The following is a 23,756-nucleotide window of genomic DNA, read 5'->3' on the forward strand; positions in this document are numbered from 1 at the left end:
GGGGATGTCGTACGCTCTTGGGCGCAATAACCAACGCCGATCAATCAAACAGCGACCCGCCCCCCCCCAAACACCAATCCATCCCCTACTTCAACCTCAACGGCTCCAACAACGCCGCATCATATTTCCCCCTCCCAATCCTCCCCAACTCCAGCATCCGCAGCAAGATATAAGCCTGCCGCTGCCGGGCGCGCCGAGGATTCACCACGGGGTTATTCGCCGAGGGCGCCTTGGGCAATCCGGCCAGCATCGCGCATTCGGCTAGGCCAGCAAGGGGGATAGCGGCGGCTACCCCCCTTTTCGTTGGCGAGCGCCCCTTGAGGAAATTTCCCAAACACTGGTATGGTTGATGCGGCACAAAATCCAAATATGGCATCGCACCCCGCCCGCGATGCCCGCAACGCCCCTGAGCAAGGAAAACTTCCCGCATGACTGTATTCCAAGGGACTGGCGCCCTTTTCACCCTGATCGCCATTTTCGGCGTCATCAACCATCGCTTCATCAAGCTGCCCGACACCCTGGGCATCACCGCCGTCGGGTTGGTGACCTGCCTGAGCGTGTCCATCCTCGGCTTCAACCACCCTGAAATGGTCGCGCAGGCCCGCAAGCTGGTTGCCCAGATCGATTTCTCCGACGTGGTCTTCCACGGCTTGCTCAGCTTGCTGCTGTTCGCCGGCGCCCTGCACGTCGACCTCTCGCGCATGCGCCGCCAGCGCCGGGCCGTGGTCATGCTGGCCACGGTCGGCGTGGTGATATCCACCGCCGCGGTCGGGTTCGGCTTCTTCCATGTCGCGCAATGGCTGGGCCACCCGATCAGCCTGCTGTGGTGCCTGGTGTTTGGCGCGCTGATTTCGCCCACCGATCCGATCGCTGTTCTCAGCGTGCTCAAGAACGCCGGTGCGTCGGAAAGCCTGGAAACCAAGATCGCCGGCGAGTCGCTGTTCAATGACGGCACGGCGGTGGTGGCCTTCCTGACCTTGGTGGGGCTGGCGACGGGCACCACGGAATTCTCCGCCCCCGACGTGGCGCTCGCGCTGGTGCGCGAAGTGCTGGGCGCCGTTGCGCTAGGTGTCGTGGTGGGCTACGTGGCGTCGGTGCTGCTGCGCGGGATAGATAGCTATCCGGTCGAGATCCTGATCACGCTGGCGCTGGCCACCGGCGGCTACAGCCTGGCCGAGGCAGTCCACGTGTCCGCGCCGCTGTCGGTGGTCATCATGGGCCTGGTGAGTGGTCATCATGGGCCTGGTGATCGGCAACCACAGCACCTCCAAGTCCATGTCGGAAAAGACCCGCGAGCACTTGTTCAACTTCTGGGGCCTGCTGGATGAGTTGCTCAACCTGGTGCTGTTCGGCTTGATCGGGCTGGAGATCATCGCGCTGTCGCTGCAGCTGCATATCGTCTGGCTGGGACTGGCCGCGATTCCCGTGGTGCTGCTGGCACGCGGCATCAGCGTAGCCGTCCCGCTGCTGGCGCTGCAGAACTTCCGCCGGCTCAATCCGCACTCGGCCACCATCATGACCTGGGGCGGCCTGCGCGGCGGCATCTCGATTGCGCTAGCGCTATCGCTGCCGGAGTTCCCTGGCCGCGAGATGCTGATCGGCGTGACTTACCTGGTGGTGGTGTTCAGCCTGCTGATCCAGGCCACCACGCTGGGCAAGCTGGTCAAGCACCTGAACGGCTTGAGCGCGAAGCGATAGCCGGTCCGGCACGGGCCGCGTTACTGGCGGCTCTGGCAGATCTTGTCGAACTCGCCACCATCGGCGAAATGCCGGTTCTGCGCCTGTGCCCAGCTGCCAAACACCGCGCTGACATGACGCTAGCGATCCTCTTTGTCCACAACAGGGGCATCGGAGCGCAACGAAAGATTCCGCATTTCGATAGACACTAACAAGACGGCGGGCGGGCCATGATCGCCCCGCCTGCCGCCCTGTTCACGCCACCTTGGGGAAGTCGATCACCGTATCGTTGACGCGGTTGATCATGTTGGTGAACAGGATCGCGCTGATGGCCTGGATGCTCTCGACGATCTGGCGGTCGGTGTAGCCGGCTTCGCGCACATTGGCCACGACGCTGGCGGGCACCGTGCCGGAGGTCGTGGCCACGGCCAGGGCGAAGCGGACCAGCGCATCGATCTTGCTGTCTTGCGGGTATGCGCCGGCGCGCAGTTCACGCGTTTGTTCGGCGCTATAGCCGGCCATCTTGCCGGTCATGGTGTGCGCGGCCACGCAATAGTCACAACCCGACGCTTCGCTGACGGCAAGGTTGATCGCTTCGAGCTCGCGCGCGCTGAGCGTGGAGGTCTTGAGCAGCGCTCCGGTTTGCAGCGCGTGGGCCAGCACCTCGGGGGCATTGCTGCCGATGACCGCGTAAGCGTTGGGCACCTTGCCCACGGCGCCCTTGATGGCGGCGAACAGTTGGGCGGCCTGGCCGGTAGCTTCGGCGGTGTTGATGGTGTGAAGACGGGACATGACGACACTCCTTTACGGTTGGTTGATGGACCCGCGCTGTCTGTGTTGCGCTGCTTCCATGGACTGAAGTCTAGGCGCACCAGACGCGACTTACCGCATATAATCGTCGCATTATCTTGCCCCATCGTCTCAATACCGCGCTACCGCTCTGATCCCACCGTTCCCGCCATGGATAGCCTGACCGAACTTGTGCGCATGCTTTCGCCCGCCGGCACCGTCGACCTGCACTGCCGCTTTGCCGGCAACTGGCGGGTGGACAACGCGGCGGCGCCCGCCGGCCACCTGCCGTATCACATCATCCTGAAGGGGCAGGCGCGCGCGCTGGTGGAGCAAGAGGCCATCTCGCTCCGTGCGGGCGACGTGCTGCTGTTCCCGCACGGCAGTGCGCACACGCTGCGCAGCCTGCCCGACGATGCGGGCGGTGCCGACGCCCGCACGCCGGCCCAGGCAACGCGCTTCAATGGCTTGCTGACCGAGGTGACGATACCCGGCGACACACATCCGCTGGACATGCTGTGCGGCACGTTCGTGCTGGGCTTGCCGGGCACGATGCTGTTGCGCAACCTGCCGCCGGTGCTGCGCGTGGCCACCGCGCAGCGCGCCGATTGCGCCTGGCTGGAGGCGCTGATCGGCATGATGCGCAACGAGGCGCAGGCACCCGAACCGGGTGGCACGGCGGTCATCGGCCAGCTCTCCACCGCGTTGCTGACCCTGCTGTTGCGCGCGTTGATCGCGCAGGGCGGCGTCACGCATAGCGTGCTGGCGCTGATGGCCGATGCGCGGCTAGCCAAGTCGATCGACGCGGTGCTGCGCGCGCCGGCCGAGCCGTGGTCGGTGGCGTCGCTGGCGGCGGTGTGCAATGTGTCACGCGCCACCTTTGCGCGGCGTTTCTCGCAGCTCAGCGGCGAGACGCCGCTTCAGTTCGTAACCACCTTGCGCATGGAAATGGCGGCCCGCCTGCTGACGCAGGACCGCGAATCCGCGGCCAGCATCGGCGAGCATTGCGGCTATGCCTCCGAGGCCGCGTTCGGGCGTGCCTTCAAGGCGTACTTTGGCGTTGGGCCGGGCAGTTTCCGGCGCGCGGCGCGGGAGCGCCGCTCGGCCGCCGCCGCAGCGATGGCCACGGGGGCCGTGAAGGACCAGGAGGAAGAGGAGGAAGAGGACGACCAGGACGAAACGGCGGGCTAGGCCGCGGCGCGCTGCGCTTCGTAGACCTGCAGATGGCTATAGGCAATGCGCACCAGCGGCACGTCGTGCCCCAGCCGCGCGGCGCGCTGCGCCATGTCGCCAACGATGTCGTCAGCCTCCAGGCGCGGCGCGCCCTGCGCGATATCGCGCCGCATCGAAGGCCCACGTCGAGGTTTCGTCCAGCAGGCGCGCGGCCATGGCCTGAACCACCGGCTCGGGCAAGGCATGGCCGGACAAGCGCGCCACCGCCGCGCATTCGTCCATGGCCTGCTGCATCAGCTTGCGGCCGTCCACGGTCCTCGTGATCTCGCCGACCGTGCCGCGCATCAGGCAGGTCATCAACGCGCCGGCACAAATCATCACCCACTTGTTCCACAGCGCCTGGTCGATGGCCAACGACAGCTCGCGCGTGCCGGGCGTGCTGGCCGCCAGCGCATGGAAAGCGCTGGCCAGCGCCTGTGCCGACTCCGCGCGAGCGCCTACGATGAGCCGGTCGACCGCGCCCTGGTGCTCCACCGCGCCAGTGGCGTCCAGCGTGGTGGCAATGTAGGAAACACCGCCGAGTACCCGTTCGCGGCCGTAGCGCGCGTCCAGCGTCTGGTACGAGCGCAACCCGTTGACCAGCGGCAGGATCGCCGCGCCCTTGCCGCCGCCGCCATCGAGCGCCGGGGCCAGCGCAGCCATGGCGCTGTCCAGGTCGTAGGTCTTGCATGCCAGCAGGACCAGGTCGTAATCCGCCTTGACGTGCTCGGCCAGCACCGTCTTCACGGCAGCGCGGATATCGCCAAGCTCGCTGCGTACGACCAGGCCATCTTTTGCCAGCACTTGCGCTCGCCGTGGCCGCACCAGGAACGTGACATCAGCCCCAGCCTGCATGAGGCGCCCGCCGTAATAGCCACCCATGGCGCCAGCGCCCAGGACCAGAATCTTCATGACGTTCCCCGCTCTCGTGACTTCGATGTAAAAAAAGCTGCCTACGACCCGCCGCCGGCCTGCGCGGCCTCCTCCGCGCCTGACAGGAAGCCGGCGGCGGATGCCAGGCGCCGGCGCATGCCGTCGGCGGCGGCCGGACCCGCGACCAGGGCGTGCCGCCTGAAACTCAGGGGCTCGCCGGTGCCGGCATCCACCAGCACCGGATCGACCACCTTGCCGGTTTCCTTGTCGCGCAACTCCACGCTGGGGCCGTCCCGCCCCAAGTGCTTGTTGCCCCAGGCCAGCATGGCCAGCAGCACGGGCAGGAAATCGCGCCCGCACGGCGTCAGCACATACTCGTAGCGCGGCGGCTTCTCGGAGTATTGCTGCCGCTCCAGCAGCCCCTCCTCCACCAGCGCGGTGAGGCGGCGCGTGAGCATATTGGGCGCGATGTCCAGGTTCTTCTGGAAGTCGTCGAAACGCCGCGCGCCGTAGAACGCCTCGCGCATCAGCAGCATGCTCCACCACTCGCCAACCCGCTCCAGCCCACGGGCGATGGGGCATTGCATGTTTCTGAAGGTCTTTCTTTGCATGGTCGAGGGCTCCGCTCCGGCATCAAGATACTTTCAATATGATAGCTGGATTATTGCGTGGTAAAACCGGAAACCCTCCCGCCTTGCCGCCCTCGGCATGTTGTTTAGTCCAGCGCTTCGAGCGCCAGCGCAATGCCCTGCCCGCCCCCGATGCACAGGGTCACGATGCCCCGGCGTATCCCGTCCGCGCGCATCGAGTACAGCAGGCGTGTTGTCAGCACCGCCCCGGTTGCGCCGATCGGATGGCCATGCGCGATGGCGCCGCCTTCCACGTTGATCAAGTCCAGCGGCAGCCCGAGTTCGCCTGCCACCGCCAGCGGCACCGCCGCGAAGGCCTCATTGATTTCGATCCGCTCGACATCGCCCAGCGCCCACTGCGCGCGCTGCAGCGCCTGGCGCACAGCGGGGACGGGGCCCAGGCCGAACAGTCCCGGCTCGACGGCGCCCACGCCGTAGGCCACCAGCCGGGCCATCGGTGCCAGCCCGAAGCGCTCGGCCAGGGATCGTTCGGCGACCAGCATGGCTGCCGCACCGCTATTGAGCCCCGGGGCATTGCCCGCGGTGATGGTGCCGTCCTTGCGGAATGCCGGGCGCAGCTTGCTGAGAACCTCGAAAGTGGTGTCCGGCCGGTTCGCTTCGTCCACGTTGAATGTGGCCGGGCCACCCTTTGCCTTTACTGGCACGCCGACAATCTGTTCCACAAAGCGGCCTTGCTCCTGCGCGCGCGCAAAGCGGCTTTGCGAACGTTCGGCCCAGTGGTCCTGCTCATCGCGGCTGATCTTGTTACGCGCCACCAGGTCCTCGGTATGCCAGCCAGAGTGCTCGCCCGAGAACGCATCCACCAAGCCGTCGCGCAGCATGCTGTCCTGCAATGCCGCGTCGCCCATGCGGCTGCCCCAGCGGCCGGCGGGCATCAGGTAGGGCGCCTGGTCCATATTCTCCATGCCGCCGGCAATCGCCACCTCGACATGGCCAAGCCAGATTTCATCGGCGGCGCTGGCAATGGCCTGCGCGCCGGACCCGCATACGCGGTTGACAGTCATCGCCGGCAGCGAAACCGGCAGGCCCGCGCCAATGGCCGCCTGCCGGGCGGGATTCATCCTGTTGCCCGCCTGGATCACATTGCCGAACACCACGCTGCCGATCCGTTCCGGATCGACGCCAGAGCGGCGGACCGTCTCGCGGATCACCGCGGCCCCAAGCTCGGTCGCCGGCGTTGTCTTCAGCGACCCGTTATACGACCCGATAGCGGTGCGCACGGGCTGGCACAGTACGACTTCTCTTGCTTTCATCACATCACCCCTCGCGTGTGGACAGCCCGGCCGGTGGCCAGCGGCAAACTGCCGCGGCACCAGGCCGGGTAGAAAAAACGGTCATTGGCCTGGCTGCTGGCTGACGGCCAGCATCGCCGCATGCTCGATCACCTTCTCGAGCTTGCCGTCGAGCGCGCGCGCCACCGCCAGGACGTCGGCGTCGCCGAACTGCCCGAACAGCGTCGACGGCTGGTCGAACTCCACCCTCACCGCACCTGGCTTTGCTTCGTAGACCAGCACGGACAACGGCGCGTAGAGCCCGGCGCGGATGTCGTGGCGCGTCATCTGAAACGCGATCCCCGGGTTGCCCACGTGATAGCGCTTGGCATGGCGTTGCGCCCCGGCCAGAGCGAACAGCGCGCCGTGGTTTTGCACCGCAAAGATCATCAGGCCCTGCTCTCCTTCCATCTGCCTGATGCGCGCCTGCGCCGCGGCCGGATCGCTGGCAAGCGTGGCCGAAACCGTGGGATCGAACCTGCCGAGGATGGCTTCGAAGTTGCGCGTAAAGGCCGCATAGCTGACTTCGATCTCCAGGTCCTGGTGCGTGACACTGACCTGCCGGGACGAGACCAGCTTGATCAGGGCGGACGGGGGCGGCATTGCGGTCGGTTTCATTGTGATCGGTTCTCCACTGCTTGCGGCCCCGCTGGCCAGCGCGAGCGTCAGCGCCAGGCCAGGGCCGAGGATGATCAGGTTTCGGAACATGTCGTGCCTGCCTGGTTGCCTGCGCAAGCATCCGCCAAGGCCCGCTTCAGCATGACTCTGCCGAGTTGAAGCCGGTACCCAGCATCGGCAAAGCTGTCCTCCAGCGGCGCCACCCCGTCGAACGCCGCGGCGGCGATACGGGCCATTTCATCGACACCGCCGGCGAAGCCTTCGGCCAGCAAAGCCTCGGCCGCATAGGCGCGAAACGGCATATCGGCGACGCCGGTGATCCCGATGGTCCCACCCAGGCATTTGTCCCCGTCGAAACGCAGCGTCACCGCGGCGGCGGCCACGGCGTAGCCCGACGACGGATGGCGGAATTTCCGGTAGCCGACCCGGACCGCAGCCGGCAACGGAATATGGATGCGGGTGAGAATCTCGTCCTGCCGCACCGCCGAGGCCATGAACCCCACAAAGAAATCCCGCACCGGCACGCGCCGTGAGCCGTTTGCGCCTGCCACCTCCATGATCGCATCGAGCGCCAGCACCGCAGCCGGCCAGTCTGACGCCGGATCGGCATTGACCAGCGAGCCGCCAATGGTTCCGCGATTGCGTACCGCGGGGTCCGCGATGACCTGGCCGACCAGGGCAAACAGCGGCGCCAGCGTCTTGAGCCGGCTGTCAACAGCCAGCTCCGCGTGCGTGGTGGCGCTGCCGATCGAGACGCGATCCGGATGGACTTCAATGCCCCTGAGTTCGGCAAGGCGGCCGATATCGACCAGGAACGACGGCCTGGCCAGCCGCAGCTTCATCATGGGCACCAGCGAATGGCCGCCGGCCAGGATCTTCGCATCCGCGTCGCCCGACAGCAGCGAGAGTGCATCCTGCACGCTGCTGGCCCGGACATACTCAACTTCGTAGGGAATCATGCCGCGCTCCTGCTAGCCTCATCGATCGCGCGCCAGATCTTGGGCGGCGTCAGGGGCATATCGAGATGGGTAATGCCGAATGGCTTCAGCGCATCGCAGACGGCCGCCACCACCGCGGGCGGCGCGCCGACGCAACCGGCTTCGCCGATGCCCTTTACCCCCAGCGGGTTCGTGGGCGAGGGCGAAACATGGAAGCTGGTGCGCATGCGGGGAACCTGCTCGATGCGGGGGAAGCCGTAGTCGAGCAGCGAGCCCGACAGCAACTGGCCGGCCTCGTCATACTTGGCCTCTTCGAAGAGCGCCTGCCCGATCCCTTGCGCAATCCCGCCATGCATCTGGCCATGGCAGAGCATGGGATTGATCAATACGCCGACGTCGTCCACCGCGACGTAGTCGAGGATCTTCACCAGCCCGGTTTCGGCATCCACTTCCACCACCACCGCATGGCAACCGTTGGGCGCGCCCATCGAGGTGGGTTCATAGAAGACCCGCTCGTCCAGTCCGGGCTCGACATCCCTGGGCAGCTTGCTGGCGACATAGGCCATGCGCGCCACCTGCGCGAATGCAACGGCGTTGCCCCCGCCGGCCGCCCTGAACTCGCCGTCGGCGTAGCGCACGTTCTCTTCAGCGGCTTCCAGCATGATTGCCGCGATCCTGCGGGCCTTGGCAAGGATCTTTCCGGCCGCCACATAGGCGGCGGACCCTCCGACCGGCATGGAGCGTGAATTGAAGGTGCCATGGCCGGCGAGCACGCGATCGGTGTCCCCCTGCACCACATCGACATCGTCCATCGGCAACTGCAGCACCTGCGCCACGATCTGGGCATAGCTGGTGGCATGGCCATGCCCCTGGGGCATCGATCCGCTGAACAGCGTCACCTTGCCGTCGGAATGCACGCGGATATGAGCGCTCTCCCAGCCACCGCGATCGAAGCCGACCTTGGGCAGCATGGCGGAGAGGCCCATGCCAACGAGTTCCAGATAGCAGGTCACGCCGATGCCGACGTACTTGCCTTGCAGCCGCAGCGCGGCCTGGCGCCGGCGCCAGCCTGCGTAGTCGATCAGCTCGGTGGCGCTGTCGAGGCACGCCTGGTAGTCGCCGCTGTCCCACTTGCCGCGCGCGTTGTTATGCGGCTGATAGGGGAACTGGTCGGCCTGCACCAGGTTGCGCCGTCGCAGTTCGACCGGATCGATATCCAGCGCCCCGGCCACCGCATCCATCATCCGTTCGACGATATAGGCCGCCTCTGGCCGCCCCGCCCCGCGATAGGCATCGACCGGCGTGGTATTGGTCGTGACCAGGTTGACTTCGACATCGACCGAGGTGATCTGGTAGTTGCCGGTGACGTAGCTGGCCGTGTTCACCGTCGGAATACCGGTGGCCATATTGGACAGATAGGCGCCAAGGTTGGCGATAGACCGCACCTTGATGCCCAGCACTTTGCCGGAATCCTTGACCGCGGCCTCGACATACTCCACATGCGCGCGGCCGTGCGTGGTAGCCAGGTGATTCTCGCTGCGCGACTCGGTCCAGCTTACCGGACGGCTGAAATGCCGGGAGGCAAACGCGACCAGCACTTCCTCCGCGTAGAAATGCATCTTTGCCCCGAACCCGCCACCAATGTCGGGCGCGACGATACGGATTCGATGCTCGGGCCAGCCCAGGGCCTCCGAAAGCCAACGCCTCGACATATGCGGCACCTGCGTCGGCACGATGAAAGTCAGCCGCTCGTCGGCCGGGTCGTAGCTGGCGCACAGCGCGCGCGGCTCCAGCGGGCTGGGAATCAGGCGCTGGTTCACCAGCCGGATGGCGACCACGCGGTCGGCCGCCTTGACCGCATCCTCGTAGCTGCCTCCCTTGACACGGTAGACACCAATCAGGTTGCCCGCCACATTGCTGTGGAGCTGGGGTGCCTGGGGCAGCAACGCGGCCTCGGCGTCGACCACCACGGGCAGTTCCTCGTAGTCGACCGCCACCAGTTCGGCCGCGTCGGCCGCCAGTTCGCGCGTTGCGGCCAGCACCATGGCCACGGCTTCGCCGGCGTAGCGCACCCGCCCTGCGGCCAGCGGCGGATGGGCCGGCACCTTTGAATCTCCCACCACCCAGTTCGGACGGATATCGCCAACCTTTCCCTGGATATCCGCGTGGGTCAAGACACCCACCACCCCGGGCAATGCCAGCGCGCTGGCCGTGTCGATATGCCGAACATCGGCATGGGCAAACGGCGACCTGACGAAGGCGGCGAATACCATGCCCGGAAACTGGAAGTCATCGGTGAACTTCCCACGCCCGCCCATCAAGCGCTGGTCTTCCCTGCGCCGGATGGGCCTGCCGATATAGGTCCGCGCGGCATCATGCAAGGCTTCACTCATGGCAAGGCTCCCCAACCGCCACGCCTTGCCGCAGCATTGCAGCCGCGAGCAACACGGCATCGACGATATTCTGGTAACCGGTGCAGCGGCACAGGTTGCCGTGCAGGGCCTCCCTCACCTCCGCCTCCGAGGGATCACGCATGCGCAGCAGCAGCGAGCGCGCGGCAAGCAGCATGCCCGGTGTGCAGAAGCCGCATTGCAGGCCATGCAGTTCGTTGAATGCCTGTTTTAGCGCTGTCACGGTCGGATCGCCTTCCATGCCTTCGATCGTATGGATCGATACCCCCTCCGTCTGCACGGCGAGCACGGTGCAAGACCTGGCAGTCTGCTGATCGAGCAGCACGGTACATGCGCCGCACTGGGACGTGTCGCAACCGATGTGAACCCCGGTCAGGCGCAACGAATCCCGAAGCATGTGGACCAGGAGCTGCCTCGGCTCGACCTCATGCGTCTCGCTCACATCATTGATGGTGTTGTGTAGCTGCACTTTTTCCACCTTGTCTCCTTTGGCCGCCTTGCGGCGCCGTCACCCTCCGCCGACGCGGTGGCTCATAGAATTATGATCATCATACTAAAGAACGAAGAAAGACGATGGGGCCAGCCTTCGTGACAGATGGCTCCCGCGACGGTCTTCAGGTTTCCGGATTGTCCAACACCAACTGCTCGAACCGCGAAAAGAAATCCGCGAGGAACTTGTTGTTTGCTACCGCCCCCACAAGGCGGGAGCCGAACTGCGCCAGTTTGCCGCCCATCTGGGCAACCGCGGCATAGTGCAAGGTGGTGCCGCCATCGATGTCCTCCAGGCGGACATCCGCGCCCAGCTTGCCGAAGCCGGCCATCCCGCCCGTGCCGCTGCCCTCGATGCGGTAGCCAAGGCCCTCGCGCAGGTCCGAGAACCGGGCGGTCCCCTTGAAACGGGCCTTGATGGGACCGATCGCGGCGACGATCACCGCGTCGTAGCTATCGTCTTCCGCCTTCTGATACTGCTCGCATCCGGGCAAGCACTTCTGCAGCGTGGACGGGTCGTTCAAGCGCCGCCACACCTCCGCCCGCGGCGCCTTGATTACCTGTGTGCCAGTCAATTCCAATTCCCGCTCCTCCCCTGGGCTGCGCCAGACGGCGCAGTAGAAAAACCCGGATATGTATCCGATGTCTACATCCTAGGAAAGCACTGGGACAGCGTCAAGCAAGGAGACGCATTTTGGCCTCAGTGCTAACCCTAGGACCGCGGTCCACGCGACACCCGCTTCTCCTGCCTGCACATCATCCTCGCTCACCCACTATGCAATGATGATCGTCATACTATATATTACAGAGGTACGTTTAAATACAAATACAAATGCAAATGCAACGGAGTCCAATCGTGCGCTACTCGCCAGACCACAAAGCCGAAACCCGCAAGCAGATCGTCGAGACCGCCTCCATCGAGTTTCGCGAACACGGCGTCAATGGCGTTGGCGTTGCGCAGTTGATGAAGAGTGCGGGCCTTACCCATGGCGGCTTTTATGCGCATTTCGACTCCAAGGATGCGCTGGTCGCCGACGCACTCGATGCCGCGTTCGACCAGACCATGGCCTTTCTCGGCGACGCGGCCGCCGCGTCGCCGCCAAAGCAGCGAAATCGCGCCATCATGCATGCCTATATGAGCAAACGGCATCGCGACCATGTTGAAAAAGGTTGTGCGATCGCCGCCCTGGGCACTGACGTCGCAAGGCTCGATGCCAGGACGCGCCGGCGCTTCGAGGCCCGGGTCGCCTCGCTGATCGAGTTGATCGCGGGAGACGAGACCCCAGCCGCGCGCGAAGATGCGATTGCCATGCTCGCCACGATGGTCGGCGCCATGGTGCTCGCGCGCGCCGTACGCTCCGAAGCGCTGTCCACCGAAATCGTGAACGCCGTGCAGGCATCCCGATAAGCGCGAACGCTTCCCCCTCTTCCCTCTTCCCTCTTCCCCCTTCCCTTCTTCCCCTCCTCGCGTCGATGCGATCGCGTCGACGCTGCGGCGCGCGTCGCCTCTCAATAACACACGGCTCAATCGAGGTTAACCCGCGCCCCGGCGTTGGCTCCTTGACCTCACGAAATCCTGTCACTACGATGTAGACAGTGGATACACCAGCAAGACTATCCGTCCTGACGCGGGAACCAACGCAAGTCAAGTCGTAGTCAGGATTGATTCCGCCTTAATGTATCCACTGTCTATATGTGCCGTGCAGCTGCATCTTGCATGCGCACGCAGCCGTCGATATCAAAGCCAAAGGAGAACCTATGTCTCGCGCAGTCATCGTTTCGTACGCCCGCACCCCTATCGGCAAAGCCGGGCGCGGGGCCTTCAACCAGACCCATGGCGCCACCATGGCCGGACATGTGATCGAGCACGCGGTCAGCCGCGCGCGCCTCGACGGCGCCGAAGTCGAGGACATCATCTTTGGCTGCGGCCAGCCGATCGCCGTCACCGGCGGCAACATCGCTCGCGCTGCCGGCATTCGCGCGGGCCTGCCGGTGTCGGTCAGCGGTACCACGCTCACCCGCTTCTGCGCCTCCGGCCTGCAAGCAGTTGCCTTCGCGGCGCAGCGCGTGCTGATCGACAAGGTGCCGGTCATGGTGGCAGGCGGTGTCGAATCCATCAGCCTGTCGCAGCCGGTCACCCTCAAGACGGCCCAGCAGGAAGCCTGGTTGGCCAAGCACCGGCCGGATGTCTACCTGCACATGATCGACACGGCCGAGATCCTGGCCAAGCGTTACGGCATGGCACGCGAACGGGCCGATGCGTTCTCCGTGCGCAGCCAGCAGCGCACCGCCAAGGCCCAGCAGGACGGGCTGTTCAAGGATGAGATCGTGCCGCTGGCCACGATCAAAGGCGTGACTGACAAAGCGACCGGACAAACGGTCACCGAGGCCTGCCTGCTGGACGCCGACGAAGGGAACCGTCCGGACACCACGCTGGAAAAGCTCAGCGCCCTGCCCCCCGTGAAAGGAGAGGGATACCAGGTGACGGCCGGCAATGCCAGCCAGCTGTCGGACGGTGCGGCCGCGCTCGTGGTGATGTCCGAGAAGGAGGCGCAGCGGCGTGGCCTTGAGCCGCTTGGCTACTTCATCGGCCTGGCCACCGCGGGCGTGGAGCCGGACGAGATGGGCATCGGCCCGGTGCGCGCGGTGCCGCGCCTGCTGGAGCGCAATGAACTGAGCGTCGACGACATCGACCTGTGGGAGCTCAATGAAGCATTCGGCTGCCAGGCCTTGTACTGCATCGACCAGCTCGGCCTGCCGGAGGAGCGCGTGAACGTCAATGGCGGCGCCATTGCGATCGGCCACCCTTATGGCATGACCGGCGCGCGCCAGGTCGGCCACATCCTGCTGGAAGGCCGCCGCCGCAAGGCGAAGTATGGCGTGGTGACCATGTGCGCCGCCGGTGGCATGGGTGCGGCTGGCCTGTTCGAGTTCATCCACTGAGCGGCGGCGCACCAGCACCTCGGCACATCAGCACGTCAGCACGTCAGCACATCAGCACATCAGGAGACCAAGCCATGACAAGCAATCCCACCACCAACATCACCGAGTACGACACCGTGTTCGTCGACCGGGACGGCAGCTGCGGCATCGTGACGATGAACCGGCTCGAGAAGTACAACGCGCTCAATGGCGCGTTGCGCAATGACCTCTACGCGGCCATGACCTCGCTGATGGCCGACAAGACCATCCGCGGCATCGTCCTCTGGGGCGGCACCAAGGCATTCGTCTCCGGGGGCGACCTCGTGGAGATGCTCAAGCGTCGCCCGATCGAGTCGTTCAGCCCCACCAGCGGCGCGCCCGACCTGTGGGCATTGATACACCACAGTACCGTGCCGGTGGTGGCGGCCATTGCCGGGCCCTGTTTTGGCGGCGGGCTGGAGCTCGCCATGGCCTGCGATCTGCGCGTGGCCGCCGACAACGCGCTGATGGGGCAGACCGAAACCAATGTCGGCCTGATCCCGGGGCGGGGGGGTACCCAGCGCCTCGTTCGCCTGGTGGGCGCGACACGGGCCAAGGAGATGATCTTTACCGGCGAGATCATCAAGCCGGACGAAGCCTACCGCATCGGGCTGATCAACAAAGTGGTACCTGCCGCGGCTCTGCTCGATGAGGCCAAGGCTTATGTGCAGCGCATCGCCGAGAAGTCGCCGCACTCCATCGCCATGGCCAAGCTGATGATCAACAACGGCCAGGACGCCAGCCTGGACACGGCGCTGATGATGGAACAACTCGCCTTCGCCACGCTCTTCAGCACCGACGACATGCATGAAGGTGGCGATGCCTTCCTCAACAAGCGCCGTCCGGTCTACCGGGGAACCTGATCATGAGCCACGCAACCATGGACGCCGCACACGCGGCCCGCACCGGACATCCCGATCTCTACACGCCACGGCTGCAGGTCCGCACGATCGCCGATATCGAGCGTTTCGAGCAAACGCCGCTGGCCGAGCGCAACCTGCCCCCCAGCACTTACGAGCTGCTGCGCATGGCGCGCGATCGCGCGCCGGATGCCCCGCGCTGTATCACTTCGCCTCCGGGGACGAGCTCGACCGCACCACCACGGTCACCCACGGCCAGCTGTTCGGGCGCATTACCCAGACCGCCAACCTGCTGCACGCCCTCGGCCTCGGCCCGACCGACGTGATCGGCATCCTCATGCCGGTTGCGCTGGAATCGCAGTACGCGATCTGGGGCAGCGAAGCGGCCGGGATTGCCTGCCCGGTCAACTGGATGCTGGAGCCGGAGATCATCCGTACCCTGCTGAGCAATGCCGGGGCAAAGGCGGTCATCGTCTACGGCCCCGATCCGGACATCGAGGCGTGGAACAAGGCCATGCTGATCCGGCAGGACTTGCCCGGCGTGCGGCACTGGATCAAGGCGGGCGGAGGCCAGGCCAGCGAAAGCGCGGTTGTCGACCTCGATGCCGAACTGCCGCGTTTCAACGCCCAGACGCTTGACAGCGGACGCCGCTTTTCACCGGACGACACTGCCTCCATGTTCCACACCGGCGGCACCACGGGTACGCCCAAGCTCGCCCTGCATACGCATGGCAACGAGGTCTTCATGGCCTGGGTCAGCGGCATGCAGTACGACGTGCAGCCGGAGGATGTACGCGTCTGCGGCGTGCCGATGTTCCACGTCACGGGCGTCCTGACCAACTGCCTGATGCCGCTGGCCCGGGGCGCTTCGGTGGTCATGCTGACCTCCGGCGGCTGGCGCGATCCTTCGGTGATCCGCAATATCTGGCGGATCATCGAGCGATTCCGCGTCACCGCGCTGGGCATGGTGCCAAGCGTCGTCAACATGCTGCTGAACATACCGATCGAAGACGCCGACATCCGCTCCCTGCAGGCCGCGAGTTGCGGCACCGCGCCGCTGTCCACGGCGATCGCCGAGGCTTTCGCGAAGAAGACCGGATCGGTCATCATAGAAGGCTACGGCCTGACCGAAGGCACTGCCCTGAGCGCCTGCAACCCGCGCTATGGCGAGGCGCGCACGGGCTCGATCGGCTTTCGCAAGGCCTATCAGCAGATGAAGGCGGTCAAGGTGGCCGACCACCGCATCGTGCGCGATTGCGAGCCGGGCGAGCCCGGCGTGGTGGTGGTGCGCGGCCCCAATATCTTCAACGGCTACCTGGAGCCGAAGCACAACCAGAACATCTGGTTCGAAGGCGGCTGGTTCAACACCGGCGATCTCGGCTACGTGGATCCGGAGGGCTACTTCTGGCTGACCGGCAGGGCCAAGGACCTGATCATCCGCGGCGGCAACAATATCGACCCGCGCATGATCGAGGAAGCGCTCTACCGCCATCCCGCCGTGTTCGACGCTGCCGCAATCGGCATCCCGGACGCGCATGCTGGCGAACTACCGGTCGCCTACATTGCGCTCAAGCCTGGCAACGACTATCCGCTCGGCCGGCTGAAGCACTACGCCTACGAAGTGATTCCCGAACGCGCCGCGGTGCCCAAGCAGTTCTACCTGGTCGATGTCATCCCCAAGACGGCGGTCGGCAAGATCCAGAAGAACGTCCTGCGCGGCGACGCCATCCGGCGCGCCCAGCACCAGATGCTGGCAGACGCCGCCACGGACGCTCCGGTGCCCGTGCAGGACATTCGCGTCGAGGATCGGGGTGACCAGGGCTTGACTTCGACGCTGGTCTTGCCCGCCACACTGAGCGCAACCGAGCGCGAGGCCGCCCGGACGACGATCGACGCCGCATTCGCCACGCTGACCATCAAGTACGCGGTGGTGTACGAGTAAACGGAATAGACGAAGGAGACAGCCATGACCCTATCCGACACGGCCGCGCGCGTCGCGGCCGGTGTCGCCAGCAGCCTGCTGCTGGCGGCCCAACCCGCGCTGGCCGAGAAGCCAGGGGACTACCCCGCGCATCCGGTCCGCATCATTGTTCCCTATGCCGCCGGCGGCGGTACCGACATCATCGCCCGCACCCTCGGCGCCGCGCTGTCGCGGCAGCTGGGCCAGCCGGTCATCGTGGACAACCGGCCCGGCGGGCAGACGGTGGTGGGTTACTCGATCGCGGCGAAAGCCGCGCCGGACGGCTACACCCTGCTGATGAACAATTCCGCGCACAGCATCCAGCCGGCGCTATTCAAGGATCTCCCGTACAACGCCATCAGGAGCTTCAGGGGCGTGGCGGAGATTACGGCGTCGCCGGTCGTGTTCGTGGTGGACCGCAAGCTGCCCGTGACCGACCTGAAGAGTTACCTGGCATACGGCAAGACAACCAGCACCAAGCTCAATTTCGGCTCATTCGGCACCGGCACCGGCTCCCACCTCTGGGGCGAGCTGCTGGCTTCTGCTAGCGGGCTCGACATGCTGCACGTTCCTTACAAGGGCTCGGCCCCCGCGATACAGGATTTGATCGGCGGACAGATCAACGGCCTGTTCGTGGATCCGCTCTCGATCAAGCCGCACATCCAGGCGGGCACCGTGCGCGCCATCGGCGTGACCGGGCCGCGGCGCTGGAAGGGGCTGGAGAACGTCCCGACCTTCGTCGAGCAAGGCTATCCGCAGTTTGCCGACGTCGGCTGGTTCGGCCTGTTTGCGCCGGCCGGCACGCCCGATGCCATCGTCAACCGTCTCAGCGCGGAGGTGTCGAAGGCGGTCATGCTGCCGGAAGTCAAGTCGAAACTGCTCGAACTGGGTACGGAACCCAGTGGCACCACGGCCGCCGCGTTCGACGCCCAGATCCGGAAAGACGCAGACCGCTGGGCCAAGGTCGTCGCCGAAAAACACATCACCCTGCAATAGGCGCAGCAAGGGCCGGCCGGGCCTGCGCTGGCCCGGTGTTCATTAGCGCTAACATGGAGGCCTGAAGACACCACGAACGGCAACCCATGACGAACGCTACGACTCCCCCGGCCCGCCAAAGCTATCATCATGGCAACCTGCGGGAAGAAATGATCCGCTGCGGCAGGGAAATCCTGGCCGCCGAAGGCGTGCATGGCCTGACATTGCGTTCGGCCGCCAGGCTCGCCGGCGTTTCGCACGGCGCGCCTCGCAACCAGTTCGCCGACAAGGAAGGCCTGCTTGCCGCAATTGCCGCCGACGGGTTCCGCGAACTGGTGGCGACACGGCGAGCCCGGCTGTCGGCCGACATGACGGCCGACGCCCGGCTGCTGACCGTCATGGACGGCTATATCGAGTTCGCCGTCAAACACCCAGCCCTGTTCTACCTGATGTTCGGCCCGCAAATCGCCGGCAAGGAGAACTACCCCGAGCTGCTGGAAGCGGGAACCGCGTCTTACCAGTTACTGTTTGGCGCGGTGCAGGACTACTTCAATGCGCACGGCCTGGCGGACCAGTTCGACGACATGATGGTGCGCTGCGCATGGTCCGCCATGCACGGCGTCAGCATGTTCTTCAGCGCCAAGCCGACCGGACCAAGCACACGCCCGAAGGTGACCCTGGCGCAGTGGCGGCAGGCCGTACAGGATTTCGTCCTGACAGGCCTGCTGGCTGCCGGCAAGGCAAAGGCCGCGGCAGCCGCGCCGGCTGCCGCGAAGCCGAGGGCGCGGCGCGCCGCCGCGCATTCGTAGCGGACCTGCCGGAATCCCGGCATCAGCGCCCTGCCGCCGATGGGGATGACTCCGACTCCGGCGATGCCGAGCGCGCATCGCCGGCCACGGCATCATGCGGAACCTTGCAGTAGCGATTGTCGGCGCCGGCCCAACCCACACCGCTGTCGCGCGGCCGCTCCGTGCTGGCGTGGACGGTCTGGGCCGCCATGGCGGCAAGCAGCGCGGCACAGGCCAGGGCGCTGGTTAAACGGGTATGCATGATCAATCTCCGGATGACATTGGTCTCAGTGCGCATCGGCCGACGGCGCTTTTGGCGGCGCCACCTTGCGCATCAGCGGCACCATGGCGGTAGCAATGACGAAGCACACCATGATGACCAGGAAGGCATCGCCAAACGTCTGCGTCTGCGCCTCGCGCCACGTCAGCGCCCACAGTTGCCTGAGCGCGGCGGACTGCGCATCGGCGGCGTCGTGCCCCAGCGCGGCCATATTGCTGCCCACCGCCTGCAGCAGCGCGCCCATGGCCTCGTTGCTGTAGTTCAGGTGCTCCGCCAGGCGCTGAAAATGCAGGTTGGTGCGGTCGTTCAGGATGGTCGCGCAGCCTGCGATGCCGATCGCGCCGCCCAGGTTGCGCATCAGGTTGAACAGGCCGGAAGCCAGCTTGAGCCGCTCCGGCGACAGCGCCCCCAGTGTGAGCGTGACCGCCGGCGCCACCGAGAACTGCTGCGCCATGCCGCGGAAGGCCTGCGGCAGCAGCAATTCCTGCGCGCCCCAATCATGCGTGATGGGCGCGAACTGCCACATCGAGAAGGCAAAGCAGCCCAGCCCGAACATCATCAGCCAGCGCAGGTCCACGCGGTTGGCGAAGAAGGCGTACACAGGAATCGACATGACCTGGAACACGCCGGTGGAGAATACCGCCAGCCCGATCTGCAGTGCGCTGAAGCCGCGCACGCGGCCCAGGAACAGCGGCGTGAGGTAGATGGTGGCGAAGATGCCCACGCCAGCGACAAACGAGAAGAAGCATCCCAGCGCGAAGTTGCGGTCCTTGAGCGCGCGCAGGTCCACCACCGGCTGCGCGTAGGTCAGGCTGCGCCAGACAAAGCCGACGCCCGCAATGGCCGAAATCCAGGCGGTGGTGCGGATCACGTCGTCGCCGAACCAGTCCCAGCGCGGGCCTTCTTCCAGCGTGTATTGCAGGCAACCGAGGAACAGCGCCATGAGCGTCATGCCGAGGTAATCGGCACCGCGCACCAGCGACCAGTTCGGCCGGTCCACGCGCACCAGCATCGGCACCGCCACCGCGATGAAGATGCCCGGCACCAGGTTGATGAAGAACAACCAGTGCCAGGAGTAGTTGTCGGTGATCCAGCCGCCCACCGTGGGCCCGAGCGTAGGCGCGAGCGAGGCCAGGCCGCCGATGGTGGCCGCGGCGATCACGCGCTGCTTGCCGGCGAAGAAGGCGAAGGCGGTGGTGAACACCAGTGGAATCATCGAGCCGCCCAGGAAGCCCTGCATGGCGCGAAAGGCGATCATGCTCTGGATATTCCAGGCGATGCCGCACAGCAGGCTGGTCAGCGTAAAGCCCGCCGCCGATACGGCAAACAGCCAGCGCGTGGACATCACGCGGGACAGCCAGCCGGACAACGGAATGACGATGATCTCGGCGATCAGGTAGCTGGTCTGCACCCACACGGTTTCATCGGTGCCGGCGGACAGCCCGCCGCCGATATCGCGCAGCGAGGCCGAGACGATCTGGATATCCAGCAAGGCGATGAACATGCCCACGCACATGGTGGCGAAAGCCACCACCTTGGCGGCCGTGGTCATGGAAGCCGGGGAAAAAGCCGGCGGCGGCATCTTGGGATCGGTGGGCGCCGAAGGCTGGACAGGCAGTGTGGCCTGCCCGGGCCCGGCCAGGACATCGCTGCTCATGGTTGCACCTGCGCATCGGCGCGGGAATCGACTTCGGCCACCACGGACAGGCCTGGCCGCAGCATGGCCAGCGTGGCCTCGTTGTCATCCAGCATGATGCGCACCGGCACGCGCTGGACGATCTTGGTGAAGTTGCCGGTGGCGTTCTCCGGCGGCAGCACGCTGAACTGCGCGCCGGTGGCCGGCGCCAGGCTGAGCACGCGGCCGTGGAATACCCGGCCCGGCAGCACATCGGCCTCGACCGTGGCACGCATGCCCGGCCGCAGACGCGCAAGCTGCCCTTCCTTGAAATTGGCATCGACCCACAGGCCGCGCGCCGGCACTACCGACAGCAGTTGCGCGCCGCCCGCGGCGTACGCGCCCACACGGGCCCGGCGGTTGCCGATGGTGCCGTCGATAGGCGCGCGCAACTCCGTGTAGTCCAGGTTCAGCTTGGCGATATCGCGTTCGGCAACCGCCTGTGCCAGCGCCGCCTGCGCCTGCAGCTTTTGCGTGGCGATCACGTCGACCTGACGTTGCGCGGCAAGCAGGCTGGCCTGCGCCTTCTGCGTGTTGGCGAGAGCCTGCTTGTAGTCCGAGTCGGCCTTTTGCGAGCTCTGGACCGATACGGCCGACTTGGCTGCCAGGCTCTGGTAACGGGCCTGGTCGTCGCGCGAGCGCAGCGTGTCGGCATTCACCGCGGTGACCGCTGCCCGGGCCTGGCCGATCACGGCTTCCTGCAAGGAGCGGGTGGCATCGAGGTTGGCCAGCAGCGCTTGCTGGGCGGCCACCGCGCCTTGCGCCTTGGCCAGCGCGGCGCGGTAGTCGCGGTCGTCGATGCGGGCCAGCAGGTCGCCGGCGTGCACCTGCTGGTTGTCCGTCACCAGCACTTCGGCCAGGTAGCCCGGCACCTTCGGTGCGATCACTGTGACTTCGCCACCCACATAGGCATCGTCGGTGCTTTGCAGGAAGCGGCCGTGCGTCCACCAGTGCTGCCCATAGGCAACGGCGCCGAGGCCAGCGGCGATGAGCGCGCCGGTCGCGAGCAGCCGCTTGCGGCTGATACGGGGCTTGCTGGAGACGGGGATGGGTGCCGGGCCCGCACGCTCGGCGGTAATGTCGCTTGTCATGACGTTTCCTCTTGTTTCGCTTTAACCGTGTAGGGCAGTAGTGCTTTCAGATACGGCCGCCGCCTGCGGCACGTCCGGGATGGTGGCCGCGCGCGCCCGCGCCGACTGTAGAAGCTTGGCGCGCATGCGCTCGCTGGCGGCCGGCCCGGCCACGACGACGTGATCCGCGTCGGTAATGGGACTGCCCCGGCCGGCGCATCCACCAGGATCGGCGTGACGGTGGCCCCGGTCCGGCGGTCCACCAGTTGCACGCTCTCACCCTCGGGCGAGAAGTGGCGGTTGCCCCAGGCCAGCAGCGCCAGCATCACCGGGCGGAATTCGCGGCCCCGGTCCGTCAGCAGGTATTCGAAGCGTGGCGGCCGCTCGCAGTACTGGCGCCGCGCCAGCAAGCCTTCACGCACCAGGGTTTCGAGGCGGCGCGCCAGCATGTTGGGTGCAATGCCCAACTGCTTCTGGAATTCGTCGAAGCGGCTGTTGCCATAGAACGCCTCCCGCAGGATCAGGATGCTCCAGGGTTCACCCACCCGCGCCAGGCTGCGGGCGATGGGGCAAGGCGCATTGTCTAGGGGCTTTTTCTGCATGTTTGCGACCTCCGGGAAATCAGGTTGCTATCAATATGAAAGTTAGTATAGAGTTGTAAATATCATCATGCAAGTAACTTATTGAACAGAGCATTCGAAGCGGAGAGCACGCCGCTTGGGCGCTTCCCTGAAGGAGATGGACATGAATCGGACTTCACCCCGTTGCGGGCCCACCCTGTCGAACCCGCACATCCGCCGGCATGCGGAGCGAGCCACGGCGCTTGCCGTGGCAGCGCTGACGGCACTTAGCCTGGCGGCCTGCGCTGCGGTAGGTCCGGATTACAAGGCACCCGAAGCCGACACGGCGGCCAGCTACCCGCATGCCGATGTGCTGGCCGCGCGCGAGACGCACCTGCCGGCGCCGCCGCTGGATACCTGGTGGACGGGGTTCGACGATCCAGCGCTGACGCGCATCGTCCAGCGCGCGCTGGACCAGAACCTGGACCTGGCCGCCGCGCTCGCCCGCGTGCAGCAGGCGCGGGCCGCTGCCGCCGAGGCCGGCGCGCAGTTGCTGCCCCAGGGCAACTTGTCCGCGCAGGCAGCCAAGGAGCGGCAGTCGCTGGAAAGCCCGCTTGGGAAGATCGCCAGCAAGTTCCCGGGCTACAACCGCAATCCCGCGCTCTACGATGTCGGCGCAGGCGCGAGCTGGGAGATCGACCTGTTCGGCGGCCTGCGGCGTGGCGCGGAGGCGGCCGACGCCGAGGCGCAGGCCGCGCAGGCCGAGCATCTCGGCGCGCGCGTCTCCGTAGCCGCCGAGGCCGCCGATGCCTACTTCCGCGTGCGCGGCGCCCAGCAGCGCATTGCCATCGCGCAGGAACAGGTGACGAACAACAGCAAGCTGCTGGACCTGGTGCAATTGCGTTTGCACGACGGGCTGGCCTCCAGCCGCGAGGTGGCCCAGGCGCAGGCGCTGGTGGCGCAGGCGCGCGTCACCATTGCGCCGCTGCGGATCGAGCTGCAAACCCAGTTGAACCGGCTCGATGTGCTGATGGGCGCGCAGCCGGGCACTTACGCAGCCGAGCTTGGCCCCCTGCCGAACGGCATGTCCGTGCCGGCCATCTCCGTGGCCCAGGGGCCCGCCGACCTGCTGCGCCGCCGCCCCGACGTGATCGCCGCGGAGCGCAGGCTGGCCGCCAGCAGCGCGCGCATCGGCGCGGCCACGGCCGAGTATTACCCCAAGCTGTCCTTATCCGCGCTGCTCGGCTTTGAAAGCCTGAGCGGCGCCAAGCTGTTTTCCGCCGCTGCGTTCCAGCCGGTGGCGGCAGCGGGCCTGCGCTGGCGCCTGTTTGACTTCGGCCGCGTGGATGCCGAGGTGGCGCAAGCCAAAGGCGCCAACGCCGAGGCGCTGGTCAACTACCGCCGGGCCATGCTGCGCGCCACCGAGGACGTGGAGAACGCCATCGTCACGCTGACCGAGCTGGAATCGCAAGGCAAGGAGCTGAGCATCGAGATCGACGCCCACGAGCGTGCGCGCGGCGCCACCGAGGACGCCTACAAAGGCGGCACGGTCAGCCTGTTCGAGGTATTGGATGAGGAGCGCCAGTTGCTGGCCGCGCGCGACCAGCAGGCGCGCGTGCACGCGGACAACGCCCGCGCCGCGGTGGCGACGTTCCGGTCGCTGGGCGGCGGATGGTAAGCCGAGACCGCACAGCGGGAG

General features: G+C 66.1%; 21 protein-coding genes and 3 pseudogenes. 10 read left to right on the forward strand and 14 right to left on the reverse strand.

Features of this window, described 5'->3' with window-relative positions; genetic code table 11:
• Positions 1-85: 85 nt before the first annotated feature.
• Positions 86-265 (reverse strand): annotated as a pseudogene (locus OR16_RS40745) (transglycosylase domain-containing protein); the annotation flags it as partial.
• A gap of 163 nt (positions 266-428) precedes the next feature.
• Here OR16_RS40745 and OR16_RS03075 point away from each other — a divergent pair.
• Both OR16_RS03075 and OR16_RS45200 read left to right on the forward strand, forming a co-directional pair.
• Positions 429-1,328, forward strand: coding sequence for a cation:proton antiporter (locus OR16_RS03075; RefSeq protein WP_043418248.1), 900 nt, complete (start codon positions 429-431; stop codon positions 1,326-1,328).
• Complete coding sequence (locus tag OR16_RS45200; RefSeq protein ID WP_237716908.1) at positions 1,276-1,698, forward strand: hypothetical protein; 423 nt, start codon at positions 1,276-1,278, stop codon at positions 1,696-1,698. The genes OR16_RS03075 and OR16_RS45200 overlap by 53 nt, the downstream gene beginning before the upstream one ends.
• A 234-nt stretch (positions 1,699-1,932) precedes the next feature.
• Here the strand turns inward: OR16_RS45200 and OR16_RS03085 are convergent, their stop codons facing one another.
• Positions 1,933-2,469, reverse strand: coding sequence for a carboxymuconolactone decarboxylase family protein (locus OR16_RS03085; RefSeq protein WP_006156500.1), 537 nt, complete (start codon positions 2,467-2,469; stop codon positions 1,933-1,935).
• Between the two features lie 168 nt (positions 2,470-2,637).
• Between OR16_RS03085 and OR16_RS03090 the strand changes: the two genes are divergently transcribed.
• Positions 2,638-3,657: an AraC family transcriptional regulator gene (locus tag OR16_RS03090; RefSeq protein WP_006156501.1), complete on the forward strand. Its 1,020-nt coding sequence runs from the start codon at positions 2,638-2,640 to the stop codon at positions 3,655-3,657.
• On the opposite strand, the pseudogene OR16_RS03095 reads toward OR16_RS03090, so the two are convergent.
• The 8 genes and pseudogenes from OR16_RS03095 to OR16_RS03130 form a co-directional block, all read right to left on the reverse strand.
• Positions 3,654-4,590 (reverse strand): annotated as a pseudogene (locus tag OR16_RS03095) (2-dehydropantoate 2-reductase). The gene OR16_RS03090 and the pseudogene OR16_RS03095 overlap by 4 nt on opposite strands.
• Before the next feature lie 41 nt (positions 4,591-4,631).
• Positions 4,632-5,162: a winged helix-turn-helix transcriptional regulator gene (locus OR16_RS03100; RefSeq protein ID WP_043418254.1), complete on the reverse strand. Its 531-nt coding sequence runs from the start codon at positions 5,160-5,162 to the stop codon at positions 4,632-4,634.
• A 104-nt stretch (positions 5,163-5,266) separates the two neighbouring features.
• Positions 5,267-6,454, reverse strand: a complete 1,188-nt coding sequence (locus tag OR16_RS03105) for a thiolase family protein (protein WP_006156503.1) — start codon at positions 6,452-6,454, stop codon at positions 5,267-5,269.
• 81 nt (positions 6,455-6,535) lie between these two features.
• Positions 6,536-7,090 carry a DUF302 domain-containing protein gene (locus OR16_RS03110; RefSeq protein ID WP_158001322.1) on the reverse strand — a complete coding sequence of 185 codons (555 nt, stop codon included), beginning with the start codon at positions 7,088-7,090 and terminating at the stop codon, positions 6,536-6,538.
• Between the two features lie 74 nt (positions 7,091-7,164).
• Positions 7,165-8,049 carry an FAD binding domain-containing protein gene (locus tag OR16_RS03115; protein WP_006156507.1) on the reverse strand — a complete coding sequence of 295 codons (885 nt, stop codon included), beginning with the start codon at positions 8,047-8,049 and terminating at the stop codon, positions 7,165-7,167.
• Positions 8,046-10,421 (reverse strand): xanthine dehydrogenase family protein molybdopterin-binding subunit, encoded by a 2,376-nt coding sequence (locus OR16_RS03120; protein WP_006156509.1) that lies wholly within the window; start codon positions 10,419-10,421, stop codon positions 8,046-8,048. Before OR16_RS03120 ends, OR16_RS03115 begins: the two co-directional genes overlap by 4 nt.
• On the reverse strand, positions 10,414-10,917 hold the full coding sequence (locus tag OR16_RS03125; RefSeq protein WP_006156510.1) for a (2Fe-2S)-binding protein: 504 nt from the start codon (positions 10,915-10,917) through the stop codon (positions 10,414-10,416). Before OR16_RS03125 ends, OR16_RS03120 begins: the two co-directional genes overlap by 8 nt.
• A gap of 136 nt (positions 10,918-11,053) precedes the next feature.
• Positions 11,054-11,509, reverse strand: a complete 456-nt coding sequence (locus tag OR16_RS03130) for an SRPBCC family protein (RefSeq protein ID WP_043418256.1) — start codon at positions 11,507-11,509, stop codon at positions 11,054-11,056.
• 275 nt (positions 11,510-11,784) lie between these two features.
• Between OR16_RS03130 and OR16_RS03135 the strand changes: the two genes are divergently transcribed.
• From OR16_RS03135 to OR16_RS03160, 6 genes are all read left to right on the forward strand, one after another.
• A complete protein-coding gene (locus OR16_RS03135; protein ID WP_006156512.1) occupies positions 11,785-12,336 on the forward strand; it encodes a TetR/AcrR family transcriptional regulator in 552 nt (183 codons plus the stop codon).
• Positions 12,337-12,686: 350 nt separating this feature from the next.
• Positions 12,687-13,871 carry an acetyl-CoA C-acyltransferase gene (locus OR16_RS03140; protein WP_006156513.1) on the forward strand — a complete coding sequence of 395 codons (1,185 nt, stop codon included), beginning with the start codon at positions 12,687-12,689 and terminating at the stop codon, positions 13,869-13,871.
• Between the two features lie 74 nt (positions 13,872-13,945).
• Positions 13,946-14,752, forward strand: a complete 807-nt coding sequence (locus tag OR16_RS03145; RefSeq protein ID WP_006156514.1) for an enoyl-CoA hydratase/isomerase family protein — start codon at positions 13,946-13,948, stop codon at positions 14,750-14,752.
• Complete coding sequence (locus tag OR16_RS03150) at positions 14,709-16,691, forward strand: acyl-CoA synthetase (protein ID WP_237716909.1); 1,983 nt, start codon at positions 14,709-14,711, stop codon at positions 16,689-16,691. Before OR16_RS03145 ends, OR16_RS03150 begins: the two co-directional genes overlap by 44 nt.
• A gap of 24 nt (positions 16,692-16,715) precedes the next feature.
• A complete protein-coding gene (locus OR16_RS03155; RefSeq protein WP_006156516.1) occupies positions 16,716-17,705 on the forward strand; it encodes a tripartite tricarboxylate transporter substrate binding protein in 990 nt (329 codons plus the stop codon).
• 86 nt (positions 17,706-17,791) lie between these two features.
• Positions 17,792-18,493, forward strand: coding sequence for a TetR/AcrR family transcriptional regulator (locus tag OR16_RS03160; protein ID WP_043418259.1), 702 nt, complete (start codon positions 17,792-17,794; stop codon positions 18,491-18,493).
• Between the two features lie 22 nt (positions 18,494-18,515).
• Here OR16_RS03160 and OR16_RS03165 read toward each other — a convergent pair whose 3' ends face one another.
• The 4 genes and pseudogenes from OR16_RS03165 to OR16_RS03180 all read right to left on the reverse strand — a co-directional run bounded on the left by OR16_RS03165 (position 18,516) and on the right by OR16_RS03180 (position 22,099).
• Positions 18,516-18,734: a hypothetical protein gene (locus tag OR16_RS03165; protein WP_006156518.1), complete on the reverse strand. Its 219-nt coding sequence runs from the start codon at positions 18,732-18,734 to the stop codon at positions 18,516-18,518.
• Between the two features lie 25 nt (positions 18,735-18,759).
• Positions 18,760-20,334, reverse strand: coding sequence for a DHA2 family efflux MFS transporter permease subunit (locus tag OR16_RS03170; protein ID WP_043418277.1), 1,575 nt, complete (start codon positions 20,332-20,334; stop codon positions 18,760-18,762).
• 71 nt (positions 20,335-20,405) lie between these two features.
• Complete coding sequence (locus tag OR16_RS03175) at positions 20,406-21,518, reverse strand: HlyD family secretion protein (RefSeq protein WP_006156520.1); 1,113 nt, start codon at positions 21,516-21,518, stop codon at positions 20,406-20,408.
• A 21-nt stretch (positions 21,519-21,539) separates the two neighbouring features.
• Positions 21,540-22,099 (reverse strand): annotated as a pseudogene (locus OR16_RS03180) (winged helix-turn-helix transcriptional regulator).
• Positions 22,100-22,241: 142 nt separating this feature from the next.
• Here OR16_RS03180 and OR16_RS03185 point away from each other — a divergent pair.
• Positions 22,242-23,735: an efflux transporter outer membrane subunit gene (locus OR16_RS03185; protein WP_081488641.1), complete on the forward strand. Its 1,494-nt coding sequence runs from the start codon at positions 22,242-22,244 to the stop codon at positions 23,733-23,735.
• The last annotated feature ends 21 nt before the right edge of the window (positions 23,736-23,756 follow it).

This window comes from Cupriavidus basilensis OR16 (assembly GCF_000243095.1).
Taxonomy (GTDB): domain Bacteria; phylum Pseudomonadota; class Gammaproteobacteria; order Burkholderiales; family Burkholderiaceae; genus Cupriavidus; species Cupriavidus basilensis_D.